The sequence below is a fragment of the Corynebacterium sp. HMSC070E08 genome, assembly GCF_001808895.1.
Taxonomy (GTDB): Bacteria; Actinomycetota; Actinomycetes; order Mycobacteriales; family Mycobacteriaceae; genus Corynebacterium; species Corynebacterium hiratae.
The window spans coordinates 1-14866 of record NZ_KV794788.1; the positions used below are offsets into that span (position 1 = coordinate 1).

15 protein-coding genes and 1 pseudogene are annotated in these 14866 nt (G+C 59.9%); 9 read left to right on the forward strand and 7 right to left on the reverse strand.

What is annotated here, in order from left to right; genetic code table 11:
- Window positions 1-320: 320 nt before the first annotated feature.
- Entirely contained in the window at window positions 321-3164 is a 2844-nt protein-coding gene (gene leuS, locus HMPREF2526_RS09500) for a leucine--tRNA ligase (protein ID WP_070547149.1), read from the reverse strand.
- A 199-nt stretch (window positions 3165-3363) separates the two neighbouring features.
- On the opposite strand from leuS, the gene HMPREF2526_RS09505 reads away from it, so the two are divergent.
- Both HMPREF2526_RS09505 and HMPREF2526_RS09510 read left to right on the forward strand, forming a co-directional pair.
- The gene (locus HMPREF2526_RS09505; RefSeq protein ID WP_049154824.1) at window positions 3364-3636 is read left to right on the forward strand and encodes a type II toxin-antitoxin system Phd/YefM family antitoxin; all 273 of its coding nucleotides are present in this window, start codon (window positions 3364-3366) and stop codon (window positions 3634-3636) included.
- Window positions 3636-4019: a type II toxin-antitoxin system VapC family toxin gene (locus tag HMPREF2526_RS09510; protein WP_070510079.1), complete on the forward strand. Its 384-nt coding sequence runs from the start codon at window positions 3636-3638 to the stop codon at window positions 4017-4019. The genes HMPREF2526_RS09505 and HMPREF2526_RS09510 overlap by 1 nt, the downstream gene beginning before the upstream one ends.
- Window positions 4020-4395: 376 nt before the next feature.
- Here the strand turns inward: HMPREF2526_RS09510 and HMPREF2526_RS09515 are convergent, their stop codons facing one another.
- The gene (locus HMPREF2526_RS09515) at window positions 4396-4776 is read right to left on the reverse strand and encodes a zinc ribbon domain-containing protein YjdM (protein ID WP_049154826.1); all 381 of its coding nucleotides are present in this window, start codon (window positions 4774-4776) and stop codon (window positions 4396-4398) included.
- A gap of 115 nt (window positions 4777-4891) precedes the next feature.
- Between HMPREF2526_RS09515 and HMPREF2526_RS09520 the strand changes: the two genes are divergently transcribed.
- Window positions 4892-5500 (forward strand): CueP family metal-binding protein, encoded by a 609-nt coding sequence (locus HMPREF2526_RS09520; RefSeq protein ID WP_070517622.1) that lies wholly within the window; start codon window positions 4892-4894, stop codon window positions 5498-5500.
- A 417-nt stretch (window positions 5501-5917) separates the two neighbouring features.
- Here the strand turns inward: HMPREF2526_RS09520 and HMPREF2526_RS09525 are convergent, their stop codons facing one another.
- Window positions 5918-6631 (reverse strand): Fic family protein, encoded by a 714-nt coding sequence (locus tag HMPREF2526_RS09525; protein ID WP_246819886.1) that lies wholly within the window; start codon window positions 6629-6631, stop codon window positions 5918-5920.
- A gap of 24 nt (window positions 6632-6655) precedes the next feature.
- Complete coding sequence (locus tag HMPREF2526_RS13270; RefSeq protein WP_146003870.1) at window positions 6656-7375, reverse strand: helix-turn-helix domain-containing protein; 720 nt, start codon at window positions 7373-7375, stop codon at window positions 6656-6658.
- 115 nt (window positions 7376-7490) lie between these two features.
- On the opposite strand from HMPREF2526_RS13270, the gene HMPREF2526_RS09535 reads away from it, so the two are divergent.
- Together HMPREF2526_RS09535 and HMPREF2526_RS09540 are read left to right on the forward strand one after the other, a co-directional pair.
- Entirely contained in the window at window positions 7491-10019 is a 2529-nt protein-coding gene (locus HMPREF2526_RS09535) for a hypothetical protein (RefSeq protein WP_070547166.1), read from the forward strand.
- Window positions 10020-10048: 29 nt separating this feature from the next.
- On the forward strand, window positions 10049-10699 hold the full coding sequence (locus tag HMPREF2526_RS09540) for an MOSC domain-containing protein (RefSeq protein WP_070547151.1): 651 nt from the start codon (window positions 10049-10051) through the stop codon (window positions 10697-10699).
- Here the strand turns inward: HMPREF2526_RS09540 and HMPREF2526_RS09545 are convergent.
- Complete coding sequence (locus HMPREF2526_RS09545; protein ID WP_070547152.1) at window positions 10674-12233, reverse strand: ATP-binding protein; 1560 nt, start codon at window positions 12231-12233, stop codon at window positions 10674-10676. The two genes, HMPREF2526_RS09540 and HMPREF2526_RS09545, sit on opposite strands and share 26 nt — an antisense overlap.
- A 354-nt stretch (window positions 12234-12587) precedes the next feature.
- Between HMPREF2526_RS09545 and HMPREF2526_RS13650 the strand changes: the two genes are divergently transcribed.
- The 4 genes from HMPREF2526_RS13650 to arfB are packed head-to-tail and all read left to right on the forward strand — an operon-like array spanning window position 12588 to window position 14368.
- Window positions 12588-12920: a hypothetical protein gene (locus HMPREF2526_RS13650; protein WP_070547153.1), complete on the forward strand. Its 333-nt coding sequence runs from the start codon at window positions 12588-12590 to the stop codon at window positions 12918-12920.
- Window positions 12920-13375, forward strand: a complete 456-nt coding sequence (locus HMPREF2526_RS13655; protein WP_118783645.1) for a Fic family protein — start codon at window positions 12920-12922, stop codon at window positions 13373-13375. The genes HMPREF2526_RS13650 and HMPREF2526_RS13655 overlap by 1 nt, the downstream gene beginning before the upstream one ends.
- Complete coding sequence (locus HMPREF2526_RS09555; protein ID WP_198531135.1) at window positions 13303-13893, forward strand: putative glycolipid-binding domain-containing protein; 591 nt, start codon at window positions 13303-13305, stop codon at window positions 13891-13893. Before HMPREF2526_RS13655 ends, HMPREF2526_RS09555 begins: the two co-directional genes overlap by 73 nt.
- A 31-nt stretch (window positions 13894-13924) precedes the next feature.
- Window positions 13925-14368 (forward strand): alternative ribosome rescue aminoacyl-tRNA hydrolase ArfB, encoded by a 444-nt coding sequence (gene arfB, locus HMPREF2526_RS09560; protein WP_070517628.1) that lies wholly within the window; start codon window positions 13925-13927, stop codon window positions 14366-14368.
- 54 nt (window positions 14369-14422) lie between these two features.
- Here arfB and HMPREF2526_RS09565 read toward each other — a convergent pair whose 3' ends face one another.
- Window positions 14423-14731 (reverse strand): HigA family addiction module antitoxin, encoded by a 309-nt coding sequence (locus tag HMPREF2526_RS09565; protein WP_083279048.1) that lies wholly within the window; start codon window positions 14729-14731, stop codon window positions 14423-14425.
- Window positions 14718-14822 (reverse strand): annotated as a pseudogene (locus HMPREF2526_RS12995) (type II toxin-antitoxin system RelE/ParE family toxin); the annotation flags it as partial. The pseudogene HMPREF2526_RS12995 and the gene HMPREF2526_RS09565, both read right to left, overlap by 14 nt.
- Window positions 14823-14866: the final 44 nt, after the last annotated feature.

The following is a 14866-nucleotide window of genomic DNA, read 5'->3' on the forward strand; positions in this document are numbered from 1 at the left end:
TTCTACCTCACCCCGCTACGCACCCCGAAACCGGAAGAGCCTCTTTGGGTCTAAAAACGCCATCTGCACTGAGTAAAAGGCGTTTTTGGCCGCGAAAACGCCTTATGACAGATGCCTTTTGTCAGACGCCCTTTGTCAGTTACCTCCCGCATGTCGATGGAGTCACGCAGACGTTGCGCGCTGCGAGGGGAGTGACGAAGGTACACGCCTAGGCGCAAAACTGCCCTAACTGACGATTTTCCCCACGATCATTCGCTGGAAGGCGCTGGTTTCGTCAACTAGGGCAGTTGGGGCCCCGACTTATCGGGGCCCCGGTGGTTTTATTTGACCACCAGGTTGACCATGCGGCCCGGAACGTAAATCTCCTTGACCACGTTCTTGCCAGCGGTGAGTTCCGCAATGCGCTCATCGTCCTTGGCAATGCCCACGACGGTGGCTTGGTCGGCGTCGGCAGGCACCATGACGCGGGCCTTGACCTTGCCGTTGATCTGCACCGGAACCTCGATCTCATCATCAACCAGGTACTTCTCGTCGAACTCCGGGAAGGCCTCATAGGTGATGGTCTCCTCATGGCCGAAGCGCTTCCACAGTTCCTCCGCGATGTGCGGGGCAACGGGGGAGACCAGCTGGGCCAACGGCTCCACGGCGGCGCGCGGCGCGCCCTTCGGGTAGGCCTTGGTCAGGTAGTTCACGTACTCGATGAGCTTGGCCACCACGGTGTTCAGGCGCAGGTTCTCGTAGTCATCGCGTACGCCGGCGATGGTGCGGTTGAGGTGCTTCAGGTCATCGTCGGAAAGCTCCGCGTCCGTCGTGCACAGCTCGCCGCTGTTCTCATCGATAGCCAGGCGCCACAGGCGCTGGAGGAAGCGCTGCGCACCGACGACGTCCTTTGTTGCCCACGGGCGGGAGGTATCCAGCGGGCCCATCGACATCTCGTAAACACGCAGGGTATCGGCACCGTACTCGTTGCAGATGTCATCCGGGGCCACGGCGTTCTTCAGGGACTTGCCCATCTTTCCGTACTCCTGGTTAACCTCTTCGCCGTTGTAGAAGAACTTGCCATCCTTCTCCTCAACCTCGGCGGCTGGGACGTAGACGCCACGGGAATCGGTGTAGGCGTAGGCCTGGATGTAGCCCTGGTTGTAGAGGCGGCGGTAGGGCTCCTTGGAGCTCACGTAGCCCAGATCGAAGAGGACCTTGTGCCAGAAGCGCGAGTAGAGCAGGTGCAGCACGGCGTGCTCAACGCCACCGACGTAGAGGTCAACGCCACCCGGGTCGTTGGCACCGTGCTCTTCTGTGCGCGGGCCCGTCCAGTAGCGCTCGTTCTCCAGATCGCAGAAGACTTCATCGTTCGTCGGATCGATGTAGCGCAGCTGGTACCAGGAAGAACCTGCCCACTGCGGCATGACGTTGGTGTCGCGGTAGTAGGTCTTCGGGCCATCGCCTAGGTCGAGCTCCACCTCAACCCACTCGCGGGCCTTGGCCAGCGGCGGCTGCGGGGAGGAATCGGCATCATCTGGGTCGAATGACACCGGCTTGTAGTCTTCTACCTCCGGCAGCTCAATGGGCAGCATCGACTCCGGCAGCGGGTAGGCCTGACCGGCTTCGTCGTAGACGATGGGGAAGGGCTCGCCCCAGTAGCGCTGGCGGGCAAACAGCCAGTCACGCAGCTTGTACTGGATCTTCTCGCGGCCCACGCCCTGCTCCTCCAGCCACGGGATGATGGCGGCGATGGCCTCGTCCTTGGACATACCGTTGATGTCCAGGGAATCGTTGGCGGAGTTCACGGCCTTGCCGGACTCGGTATAGGCCTCCTTGGTGATGTCGCCGCCAGCGACGACCTCCGTAATGGGCAGGCCAAAGACGGTGGCGAACTCGTAGTCACGGGTATCGTGCGCCGGGACCGCCATGATGGCGCCGGTGCCGTAGCCGGTCAGGACGTAGTCCGCGATGAAGATCGGGACCTGCTTGCCGTTGACCGGGTTGGTGGCATAGGTGCCCAGGAAGACGCCGGTCTTTTCCTTGTTCTCTTGGCGCTCCAGGTCAGACTTCGCGGCGATGGAAGCACGGTAGGCCTCCACAGCCTCCTTCGGATCATCGTGGCCGAAGGTCCAGCGCTCGTCGACATCATCCTCGTATGGGATGGGGGAGAGGAGGGCGTCGACAAGCTCGTGCTCCGGGGCCAGCACCACGTACTCCGCGCCGAACAGGGTATCCGGGCGGGTGGTGAAGACGTCGATGTCGTAGCCCTCAGCGTGGAAGGTGACCTCCGCGCCGCGGGAGCGGCCAATCCAGTTGCGCTGCATGGACTTGACCTTCTCCGGCCAATCCAGAAGCTCCAGGTCATCGAGCAGACGGTCGGAGTAGGCGGTAATGCGCATCATCCACTGGCGCAGGTTCTTGCGGAAGACCGGGAAATTACCGCGCTCGGACTTGCCCTCCGCGGTGACCTCCTCGTTGGCCAACACCGTGCCCAGGCCCGGGCACCAGTTCACGGTGGAGTTGGACAGGTAGACCAGACGGAACTCATCGAGCGCCTTGCGCTGCTCTTCCTTGCTCAGATCCGCGTAGTAGCGACCATCCTTGGTGGTGCGCTTGCCCACCTCAAGTTCCTTGATGAGCTCAGAAATCGGGCGTGCCTTCTGCTGCTCCTCATCAAACCAGGAGTTATAAATCTGCAGGAAAATCCACTGCGTCCACTTATAAAACTCCGGGTCAGTCGAAGCCACCGAGCGGCGCGGATCGTGGCCCAGCCCCAGCATGCCCAGCTGGCGGCGCATATTGTTGATATTCGCCTCCGTGGTGGTGCGCGGGTGCGTACCAGTCTGGATGGCGTACTGCTCAGCCGGCAGGCCAAAGGCGTCATAACCCAGCGTGTGCAGGACGTTCTTGCCCAGCATGCGGTTAAAGCGGGCATAAGTATCCGTGGCGATATAACCCAGCGGGTGGCCTACGTGCAGACCCGCGCCAGACGGGTAGGGGAACATGTCCTGGATGTTCATCTTCTCCGCGGGAAGTTCCTTACCGTCCTCTGCGAGCGGCCCAACTGGGTTCGGCGCATTAAAGGTGCCGTTATCCTTCCAGTACTGCTGCCAGGCACTTTCAATCTGCGCGGCGAGCTCCGGCGTGTAGCGGTGGGTGGTGTTATCGCTCGGGTTAGTCATGGTTAGACAGTGTAGTCACCGCACGGACATCTCCCCAGTTAGACCCAGCTAGGCCGCAATTCCGTTCCGCAGCGCGGCCACGCAACTGACGACGCCCCCCTTGTCCCCTCTAAGCTCTGCCACTAAAATCACCATTGTTCTACTGTTCTACATTTAACTTTTTACAGTCACCAGCCAATAAGGAAAGGCGGTTGGAGCAATGACCAACATTTCTTTGCGCGAACTCAACCAGCGTTCTGGCCACATCGTTCGCGAAGTTGCCGCTACAGGTCAAAGCGTGGTCATCACCGACCGCAATCGGCCCATTGCTCGCGTTGTTCCCATTTCATCTCTAGATAGCCCCGTGGAGCAGTTAGTAGCTGCCGGAATCCTGAGCCACAACCCGAAGCCTTACTCACAGCCAAGCACCACAGACTATCTGCCTTCCGGGACAGACGTTGTATCGCTACTGGATAGGGAAGACCGCTTGTGATGATCTACGTCGACACTTCGGCACTAGCGAAGTTGGCCTTGCCCGAGCGCGAAAGCTCCGAAGTCGCTGCACTCCTTGAAGGCCAGCAACTGTTTTCTTCTGCACTCATTGACATCGAGTTATCTAAAGTGTGGCAGCGCAGTGGCCTCACCGGCGCCGGTTACCGGAAGTTCACGGAGGGGGTCTCCAAAGTTGGCATCAGCGATGAGGTCATTCGTCGAGCTTGCTCGCTGACCGGCGTTCGCTCCCTGGATGCCATCCACCTGGCGAGCGCCTGTCTTCTCCGCGACGCTGGCCTCACCCTGACCTTTTTCACCTACGACAAACAGCTCCACGCCGCTGCCCAGTCTCAAGGTTTTGCTGTCTTTCCCTCGCCACAGTGACGACCACCAATACAAGTCTTGGGGGTACCTCTACGTCGTCTTCACTACCAACCCGACTTAGGCCAAATTGGTGCGGAACAACTCCACCCCGCCGTCGAAAAATGCAAGGTAGCAGCGTCAAGAGTGACGTTGCGGCACCTGCCCGATGACCTAAGTCGGGACACAACGACCGTTCCCGTAGAACACTGTACGCATCTTCGCGAAGCGGATTACCTTCTTTGCTCCCCTCGCAGCGCGCAACGTCTGCGCGCCTCCATCGACCTGCAGGAGGCGTCTGACAAAAGGCAGCGGTCTCAAGCAAGTCGGTGCTCACCCACCCCATGACCCAAGTCGGGACCAGTAAAAGTCCTGGGGTAGCCCTACATCGTCTTCACTACTAAACCTTCTTCACCACAGCAGGCTTCAGCTTCATCGCGCCAAAACCATCAATCCGGCAATCAATGTTGTGGTCTTCCTGGCCGGTGCCGGCGTCGAAGTTCAGGCGGATGCCGCGCACCTTCGTGCCGGCCTTCAGCGGCTGCTGCGCGCCCTTGACCTTAAGGGTTTTGGTGATGGTGACCGTGTCGCCGTCAGCAAGCGCGTTGCCCACGGAGTCGACGATGGTCGGTTCGCTTCCTTCCGAGGCCGAAGCATCAGCAGAGTCGGCGGAGAACTCGTGCGCACACTCCGGGCAGACGATAAGCGGCGGCATCTCGTAGGTGTACTCAGAGGAGCATTCGGGGCAGGGCGGCAGAGTTGCGGCCGAAGTATCAGACATAGGGGAGAGTTTAACCTGCGTAGCACGAAAAGATGATCCTTCTCTCATTCCATTGATAGATACCCGGGTGGGGTATAGGCTTGAGTAAACACAATCAGACCCATTCGGAAGACTTATGAAACGCCTCATCGCCCTCACCACTGCCTGCGCCGCAGCCATCACCCTGTCCTCTTGCTCTACTGACAGCCCCGTACCGAGTGAAGCCTCGAAAAGCGCCGCTTCCAGCACCGACATCCAACAGGTGCCTGCCGAGGAGATCCTCGCCGAGTTCGATCTCGAAGGGTTGGATGGCCAGGAAATCGTGGACAAGCTGGACCGCCAGTCCAAGGACGAGCGCAATAGCGATCTCCTCGCATCCGTGCGCCCGAACGAGCTCATCCTCGCTACTGAACAGGGTCAGGCCTCCCTGCCGCTGCCGGAGGACAAGTTCTACCTCTCTATTGCGCCGTACCTCTCCCGTACGCACGACTGCTTCAACCACTCCCTGACCACCTGCACCGGTGAGCTCAGCCAGGAAGACATCCACGTCACCATCACGGATGACGAAGGAAATGAGCTAGTCAACGAAGACACCACGACGTTCGACAACGGCTTCATTGGCTACTGGCTGCCGGCCGACAAGAAGGGCACCATCACCATCGAGCAGGACGGCAAGACCGGCGAGGTTCCCCTGGATACCTCTGACGAAGGCGGTACCTGCGTGACCACGCTGCAGATGGCATAATCTGCCCATTCACTCACCACGGTGAATCCCACCTCCTGGGGTTCACCGTTTGTCGTTTTTATGGTGTCCACGCAGTGCTTGCCGACGTCAACAGTGTTCTGGGCAAGTCCCCATACGGCCACTCCCTGAAGAAATCTCCGAGCAGGCAATTGACCACAACAAGTCCGCTGGTGTCGTCCACTCTGTTCCTTTTAGCCACGCCACCCCGTCGGCGCCGGCTTCTTGGGCGCAGGCGTTGTGGCTGCCCTGCTCGGCGCCATCGCCGCATTCCTGCAGTCTGTCGGCGTGGTCAAGGCTGACTTCTCCGCTCTGCAGAAGATGTTCCGCTAAGCACTACAGCACTATGCACTAAAGGATGCGCTGAGCATTCAGCCCCCACGTAGGCCCTCCGCTTCGGAAGCGGAGGGCCTACTGCGCTTACTGGGAGGACTCCTCTAGGCAGTCATACAGGAAGTCCATCAAGGTCGTAGCGTCATCGGATCGGAACAGTTCATCGAGGGCAAGGTTGAATTCCAGCCTTCTCGCATTAGGGATATTAAGTGCTGCGTAGCCATTGCTCATCAAGAGGCCTGACGCCACAAGCCGTGCGGTTCGCTTGTTTCCATCGAAGTAAAACTGGCTACGCGTGGCAGAGCAGAAATAGGCCAACGCTTGCTCGACTGGGTTTTCAAGCCCTTGAAGGGAGACCAGCAAATCGGCATGAGCTTCACCCAATTCATCAGCAGAGTCGAAAGGGATGAACCCGCCATCCATGAGCCGCACTCCACCGCCATCTCCCTCCACATGGCCTTCACCACGGAAAAGACCAGCGTCCAGGGCCTCGTTCCTTGCTAGCACGGCATGGAGTGCGTTACTGGTGGCTTTATCCACCGCACATTCCTCTTTGAGGACCAGCTCATGGAGCAGGTTGAAAGCTCCTGACAAGTCCAAGATCTGTTGCTGTTCAGCAAGCGCCTTTCCACCCACAGTGATGCCATCTAGCAGGGTTCGAACTTCCGGGAGAGTGAAAGTGTTTCCTTCCAGCGCGGCAGCGTTCCACACCAAGTCAGGAAGTTGCTTGGTTAATCGAAATAACGCACGGTTGGTCCCTAACTCCGAAACGTGCGGCCGCTCATGGTGCTCCCAGCTCACTCGGCTCGTTGCTCTTCTCATCACCTATGCCCCTCCGATGTAGTTTTCTGCGCACACATCAATGGCAAGCTGATGCGGTGATACGTAGTGTATTCCGGCTTCATTAGTTGCGCCGGTGAGCTCTTCACCAGCGACAGGCACGAGGGTGATTCCTCCGGATACGGGCTCAGCACTCGCACGAATCCGAGTGGGCAACGAGGGCACGATGTCTGCTGGATTTGTGCACCAAATCAATGTTGATCGAGGTTTTTCTCCTCCACTGGCACTATGCGCCGAGCTGCGTTGAGCTGCAAAAGCACCCGACATCGCCCACGGTTGCCCGCTCGCATCAACCGCTGAGGCAAGCGTTATGGGATTTGACGGTAAGAAGTGGAGAGCCCCGTGGCGGCCATATGGGTTGGAGGCCCACGCGGCCCGTTCCATGAGAGCCTGGTAGCTGCCACCGACGGCCGCAGCGTCACCCCACTGCACAAAGCGGTCAATCCAGGCTTTAACGTCTGGTTCTTCGCTGCTGAGCTCCCCCAGGAGAACTCGGGCGGCTGTCGCGGCGGCGGCATCGCTCATGCGGTGTACCTGTACGGAAACCTCGTATCCGAGCACGCGCATTACCTTGGCCAACCCGGCCAAACTCGGTTGAGCTGCCCCACGCAACCACAGATTGAGCGTATTTCGTGACACTCCCGAGCGCCGCGAGATTTCGCTAAGGCTCAGCGGGCTTTTCTTGAGGAGTTGTAATGGGTCCATAGCCCCACTATAGCCAGCTGTCCTATGCTTAGGACACCTGTCCTACCGTTAGGACAATCAAGCCCTCTACCAGCGACATGGCAACAGGACCCCGCCGTGTCCTATGATGAAGCAAATGAGCGCGGAGATTTATTCACTTCCCACAACGCCGTTGGTCACTACCGACATCGCCGAGCAGGGTCCCCGGATTTCACTGCGCCGGGGGAGCAACATCCTCATGCTGGAGCTGCCGGCTACCTACCCTGAAGCGGACCTGACGGACCCACGATGGGTAGTCAAGTCCCATTTCATCGATCGCCCCCACTCGGTGCGTGAATTCGCCACCGAAGAGCCGCTGGAAGTCGGCATCCCCGGGCCTTTTACCCGCATCGAGGTAACCCTGCGCGATGGCGATGAGGACCTCATCGAGACCGTCACCTTCACCGGCATCACCGATGAAGCACCCTTCATCGTCTATGACCGCACCACCCTCATCGCGCCGCAGGGCACGCTCGAGGATGCCGAGCCGCTGGGCATCTGGGCCGGCTGGGAAGTCGGCCCGCTGCCGGAGCAGGTCCGAGTGCCGCAGAGGGAACCGGTGGACGTCGCCAAGCACGGCGATTTTGAGTGGGACTTTGACGTCGCCATCCTGCCCAACGCCCGGAGCCTCGACAACGAGCCCGTGTTCACCAAATCGCCGCGCGTGCACCTCATTGCGGAAGGGGAGTGGCGCATCGATCTCACCTACGCGCCCCTCGGCGGCGAACAGGAGGAGATTTCGGAGCAGACCTTCGACGCGGGCATCGCCGAGCCTTTCCCGGGTGACCTCTACGAAGACCCGTGGATGGGCCGCTACAAGGTGTCGCTGTGGCACGACGAGGAGCTTGTCGACGTCCGCTTCATCTCCCTCGCCGAGGGCCTCCACATGCGCGCCACCAACGACGGTCCGCGCGGCATGGATTTCCGCATCATCGATGCTCTCGGCGCGCACTCGGCCTTCAGCTACACGTTGGCTTCCCCGCCGAAGAAGCCCATCGCGTTGGAGAAGGGCCTGCGCACCTTCGAGGACACCGAAGTCTCGCGCCGCGAGGTCGTGGCCAGCGAGGCCGGCTATGAACTGGAATTCGATGTCTGGCCCGAGGCCCTGTTCAGCCGCGTCAAGCGCATCGGCCTGGAGCCCACCGAGCACTCCGATAAGCCGGTGATTTTTGCCGGCCAGCTCGATCAGGACGACATGTTCACCGTCCACTCGCCGCGCCCGCTGCCGCTGGCGAAGTTCGTCACCATCGACGGCCGCCAGAAGATCAAGGAGCTGGCGCGCACCTCAAAGACGACGCAGGCGGTCACCAGCCTCGCCGTTCCCAACGCCGCGCTGGCCAACGCCGTGCGCAAGCAGCCCTCTGCCGAACTTTTCCTCATGTGGTCCACGCTGTCCTACGAGGACTACCTGGATTCGCTCCCGGCGGAGGAGCGCGCGGCCCACGAGGCCCGCAGCCTGGAGCGGCGCATCGTCGAGTACGAGGCTTCCGCATCCACCAGCTTGATCTATGCGGCGCTGGCCACCGTCCGCAAGTCCCCGTTCGTCAGCCGCGGTCTGCTCAACGGCGATGAGATTATCATCGAGCAGAATGCAGAACCCCAGGCAGATTTGGTGGGCTGGGCCTGGCCATTGGCCGAACCCACCGTGGCACCCACCCAACTCACGCCCACCGAAGAGGGGTTTGAGCTGCCCGCCGACCTTGCCGAGCAGGGCTCGCTGCTTGTCGACGTCCGCGAGCTCCGCGCCTCCTCCAACCTCGCCGCCCCCGCTCGCCCATCCAGCGCCTCCATCGTGATCACGCCGGAAGGCTCGCCGGCCGCCCTGGCTTCGAAGGACTGGACCCCGGAGCAGCTCTGGGGCACCTTCCGCGCGCTTCATGTGCTCTCGCAGCGCAGCCCCAACCCGAAACTGCAGGCGATGTTCGACAGCACGATTGACCGCCTACGCGCCCAACCGGAGGACGCACTCCATGCCCTGGCACGCACCGGCGTCAGCGTGAACCAACAAGCCCGCTCGCTCGCGCGCACGCGCTTGTTCCACTCGCCGCTGGAGCCCACCGCCGAGTCCAGCGCCGATAGCTACCTGGATCTTCTCCTCGATCCTTCAGCCAGCGAGAACCCAGAGCTCACCGCCGTGCGCGAGACCGGCGCCGATGGCCTGACCCGCCCGATGCTGCTCAATGCTGCGACCATTCACAGCCCCACACCGCCCGTCGATGATCTGATGGGGGAGGCCGGCCGCGTCGCCGCGCTGCGCGAGTGCTTTGCCAACAACGGCGCCCTCGATGCGCTGGGCACCATCGAGCACCTGCGCAAGGACGCCACGGCACTGGCCTCGCTGGTGCAAAACGCGGGCGTTGACATGTCCGTCAACCACACCCTCATCGCGTTGGGCGCCTTTGCCAGCGGAAACACCGCCGACGAGCTCAATGCAGCGGCCTGGATGCCCTATATTTCCTATGCCTTCGCCCTAGCCTCCCGCGCTGCGGCGAATGACATCATCATGGAAAGCCCCCTGCTCAAGGAGGACATGCCCATGCTTGCCGACGTCCTCCCCCTCGCCCCCCGCCTCTTCTTCTACGACCTCGTGACTGCGGAGGCGCTCTTCCACGATCGCGACATGTGAGCGCGTGAGGTGTGCCACAATAGGTGAGCATGAAGGTTATCTCCACGAACGTCGCTGTCCGCCGCCCCGAGCCGCACGGGCGGCACGAGTACACGGGCATCGATAAGCAGCCACGCCCCTTCCTGGATCTGGAAATACCCGGGCCCAACTACGGTGACGGCTCCGGCGTGGTGGGGGATTCCATCGGTGACCACGCCCACCACGGCGGCGCTGAGAAGGCCGTGTATGCGGTGGCCCGTGAGGAGCTCGATTACTGGGAGGGCACGCTTAACCGCGTGCTGCGTGATGGCTACTTCGGGGAGAACCTCACTACTGAGGGGATTTCCTGGCCGAATATGCTCATCAACCAGCGCATTCAGGTGGGGGAGTGCGTGCTCGAGGTCTCCATCCCGCGCACGCCCTGCGCCACCTTCTCCGGCTGGATGGACGAGCCCGGCTGGCTCAAGTCCTTCACGGAGCGCGGTGATTGCGGTTCCTACCTGCGCATCATCGAGCCTGGCCGCATCAAACCTGGCGATGAGATTACACTTATCGGCCGCCCCGACCACGACATCACCATGGGCATGGCCTTCGCAGCCAAGATGGGGGACAAAGAGCTAGCCCGGCGCGTCGTGGACGCCGGCTGCCTCGCCCCAGTCCACCACGACCAGCTGGTTAAGCGCCTGCAGCCCCGCGGTTAGCTAGCCATTCATAGGTTGTCGCTTGTGAACCGCGCGTGCCATCCATACGCACGAATCGTGCCTTCACCAGTGACTTCAGCGCATATCGGACCTGCGCTCGAGTAAGGTTTGTGGCTGTTTCTATTTCGCCGATAGACAGCGGTTGTGCCGCCGTACGCAGCGCCTCCGCTACGCGCGGGGCGTTAACACCCAGGCGTTCCAAGGTCACTGGTGCATCCACTCGTCGTTCCGGGCCGGTGCCTGATTCCTCCTTGCGTAGTGGCTCCCAGCTACGGGCCTCTCCACGAGTGTCCGGCCGCCACATCTTCACCGTAAATTGCACGCCAGAATCTATCAGGTCAGGCTCCGGTAGTCCTTGCTCTCGCGCGGCATCCAGCATGAGCTGCACGCCGCCGCCTTCGCCCTCAATAACAAAAGAGCCATCGTCTGCTTTGAGATATCGGCACAGTCTATAGAGCCGCTGGTTAATCTCCTGGCGCGCCAGATCTCTCGACTTGAGCTGTTCAACCGTCAGATCCCGTAGGCCTCCTGGACTGGAGATAACCATCTTGTCCGGTAATAGGCGGACATCAATCGATTTACCCGCACCCAACGTATTTGGCCCAAGATCACGGTGCACCAATGCATTAGCCACGGCCTCTCGAATGGCCGGAAGGGGAAGTTCAGGAACTTCCACCATTGATCCGTCCTCTCGATATCGCCGTACGGCGGCTAAACGTTGCCTTACCCATCCCATTACCGAGTTCAACAGCACCGGAACGGGCCCCTCAAAGGTCTCCAACCCCAACACTCGCCCGTGCTTCGAACCATTTGGTAGCCTTTGCGCCACCGTTACTGCTAAGGAGGGAAAATGCCCTTGGGGATAGAAACCCAGCGCATACAGGCCAGCAAGCGTCAGCTCTCCAGTCGCGGTCGTCACCGCTAGCGCCCGTAAGACGTCCTCATCTTGAGTAAGTCCCGATAGTCGCCGATTCTTTTTCCGCGCCTGAACCAAGAAATCTTGCACCACGTCGCTATCTAGGTCTGCAAGGCTCGTGCCTTCCACAATCGTCGTGTCATAGGACACTGCCTCTTCGGCATGCAGCTTTGCCACGTCCATCATGCGCAGCTCCGAGGCACTCATACGGTAGTCCCCATCAGCCATTCGAAGATACGCTTCTCCCCTGTAGATAGCAGGCTTATCAATAATCGGAAGACCCGTAACCTCCGCAATCACGACATGCGTGCCATCTATTGCCACACTGTCGGTATGCACTGTGACTGGAGGGGTGATGGCATGACGCGCCTGCGAGGCCAGAGCAGCCTCCATCTCCGAAGGATTCTCAATGCCAGTGACAATGAATCCTTCCTTCTCATTGACACCGAGAATGATAAGGCCGCCACTCGGCATGTTTGCGAACGCGCACAATGTCTGCGGTAGAGAGTCCGGAATGCCCCCTTGAGCGGTTTTGAACTCGACTGTTGTTGAATCACCGCCGCGCAACTCAAGCTCAGCCAATAGCTCTCTCAGCTGATTCTCGGACCAATTGTTCACGATGAATACCCGCCCTCAATGTTAACAATGACGGCTCAATGCTAACTTCATTCCTCTTCAATGACAAGAGTTCTCATTGATCTTCCCATTGAGGTGTCATTAACATTCTCATTGAGGCCAAATTATGGCCCTGAAACCCCGTATGTTTAAGCTTTATCTAGCGCATAAACCGCAATGAGTGGTTGGATAAGAGTTATCCAACCACTCATTTGCTGTCTGACGAATGGATAGCCTCTACAAGCCTCACTACGTTACCGAGAGCTGGATCCCCGAATCAGGCTCCGGCATTCCCCGGCGCGATAAGGCCGGAGGCCCTTTTTAGGTCTATGTCCCTGACCATTTTGTAAATAAGGCATGGAGTTTTCCCCAGAGCTCACCAGCCGGGCAGCACGTATCGAGCGAGAGATCTTGGATCGCAACCGTCATGCTGCTTCTGGCCAGTTGGAGTCTGTGGCCCGCTTACTCATGCGTTCTGAGACCATTTCTTCCTCACGCATTAAAGGTATTGCGCCCAACGTCGACAAGGTTGTCCTCGCGGAACTCGCCCAAAAGGAGGAAGTCCGCGGCTTTAAGGAAAGCGCGGAAGAGGTTGCGCGTAACCTCACCGTTCTGTGTTCCATTGAGAAGAGCTTTGCCACCGAACCAACATCTCCATCGGCCTTCTTGAAAAGCTCCAAAGAGAGTTGATGGGGGAGAAGGGCTCTATCCCCACTGGTCTTCGCACTATTCAGAACTGGATTGGTGGAAGTAACCACACACCCATTGGGGCCGAGTTCATCCCAGCGCCCCCAGGCCTAGTCCATGATCTCGTGGACGACTTATGTCTTTACCTCGATGGCGCTTCGCACGGTGCTCTCATCCAGGCCGCAATTGCTCACGCTCAGTTTGAAACGATTCATCCCTTTGCAGACGGCAACGGGCACGTTGGCCCTGCTCTCATTCATGGAATTCTTCTGCGCCGCGGGCTTACGAAGTACACCATTCTGCCGGTAAGCCTCCTCCTCGGTACGCGGTCCAAATCGAAAGCTACCTGCCTTTTCGCACCATCAAGCGTGGTAAATTCCTCACCATGGAGCGCACGTATAAGTGGGAGCATGTCGAGACTCCCCTCATCCGGAACGAGGCCGCAGTTCATTTTTTAGGAGCCGGTTTGACCGCTTCCGGAGTGCAATACGGCGATGGATACGAGGCCACGTGGGAGCTGCGCGCCGCGGAGAACTGGGTGACCGAACGTGTGACGGTGAACGTTGAAGGCGACGGATGGGGGCGAAGCCTCGAGCTGTTTAGGTCCGAGCAAGGCGTGTGGTCGGCGGAAACCAATGAAGAGGGTGCCCAGCCTGAAGATCTGCCCTCCCCCGGTATCGTCCAGTCAGCCGACCTGAAAGCCGCACTCGATTGCGATCTCGGTCTGTGCCCTCTCACCAACACAATGCCTATTCGTCGCTTGACGCTGCTTGAGACTCAGGTTCCGAAAACGCAACTGATCATGGCTTGGATTGATATGCCGTCCCTCCAGGTGATCGCATCAGACCAGTACTACAGCTCCGTCGATGCTGAAACTGTCCGATACGAAAGCGGAACACGGGGAGTCGACGTCGAGTTGGAGGTCGACGGTGACGGAGTGGTCGTACACTACCCTGATCTCGCACGGCGGGTCTGATCCGGAAGCAACTCTAACTAAGCTGGGCGGTATGAACGACCTGACCATCGCGCCTGGCCCAGGGATCCCCGGGGGTCTGGTCATCGTCGCCGCCGACCTGACGGAGCGGTTCGCGAAGTCGTCGGGACCAGGTGGCCAAGGCGTCAATACTACGGACAGCAAAGTGCAGCTTTCCGTCGATATCGCTACGTGCTCATCGCTTTCCGACGCCCAGCGTCGCCGCGTCCTTCACAACCTCGAACACCGCCTGGACGGCACAGTGCTCACCGTGAGCGCGTCGACGCAGCGCTCGCAGGTCCGTAACCGCACCGAGGCGCGAGAGCGCATGGCCGCCCTCTTGCGTGAGGCGCTCGCTCCGCTTCCTCCCCCGCGGCGCAGGACCAAGCCGACGCAGAGCTCGGTGCGACGCCGTCTCGAAGCGAAAAAGCGGCGCTCGGAACTCAAGTCCACGCGACGGCAGCCCCAAATTTCCTAGTTCGAACCATCCGCGTGCATATCCTCACGCTGACGGACCTGGTTCGGGTAACCGCTACGCTGAGACAGCTTGGACCGGTTGAATCCGCTCGATTTCCGAGAGGATCTTGTCTTCCGCCACGTCCAAGTCATATTGAGCCTGTAACCCGAGCCAGAACTGGGGGCTCATTCCGAAGAACTTAGCCAAGCGAAGAGCAGTGTCCGCGGTTACAGCCCGCTTTCCGTGGACAATCTCGTTGATCCGGCGGGGCGGAACGCCAATGGAGACGGCGAGCTTGTGCTGGGTGATCCCCATTTCCTTGAGAAAGTCCTCCATGAGGATCTCACCGGGGTGAACCGGAGGGAGCTTGTCAGTGGTAGTCAACGATCTCAACCTCCTCTGGCCCCGCGGCGGACCACCGAAAACAGATCCGCCACTGGTCGTTGATTCGAATGCTGAACTGACCCCGCCGATCACGTCGCTCCCGCGTTGGGTGGCAGCCGAACCACAAAGGATCAG